General features: G+C 43.2%; 1 protein-coding gene. It reads left to right on the top strand.

What is annotated here, in order from left to right:
* Positions 1 to 611 (top strand): hypothetical protein (locus tag A3756_RS27080; protein WP_368664564.1); only part of this gene is annotated, 611 nt, incomplete at both ends.

Below are 611 nucleotides of genomic sequence, written 5' to 3'. Positions count from 1 at the left end.
GACGGTTTAACCGATGAGTTAGAATTAGTAAATGGGACGCTTGTAAATGGCAGTGACTCCGACAACGATGGACTTGAAGACGGGTTAGAATTGTTACTCGGCACTGAACCTCTTTCCGCTGATTCCGATGGCGATGGTTTATCTGATGGTGTCGAGAAGTATTTGACTTCAACAAACCCTCTTATACCAGATAGTGATGGTGATCAGCTTAGCGATGGTGTCGAAGTTGCTCTTACGCTTACCGACCCGTCAAGCTCTGATACCGATAACGATGGGGTTTTAGATCGTGAAGAGGAGTCTTCACTAGCTATTGACGATAAGACCTTATATCAGGTTTTATACCCTGATGATTTGTTAGCGTACAACAAAAATGCTTCTGAGTCTTTCGTTCCTCAGGGGACGTGTTATGCCACATGGCTAGCCAGAAATAAAGCTGATGAGATCAAAGTGAGCTTTGAACCTCAAATAGACGAATCTAGTAAGCAGGAAGTTTTATTTTTTAACGATACTTGGCCTGAAGTAATTAGATTTCAAGCTGATCAAGGAAGGTTTACCAAGGCAATCGGGAAAGGCGATATAGATGCGAGAATTACCTCCGCTAATTACGCGCG

The organism is Oleiphilus sp. HI0086 (assembly GCF_001635225.1).
This window is presented reverse-complemented; position numbering and strand designations above follow the sequence as displayed.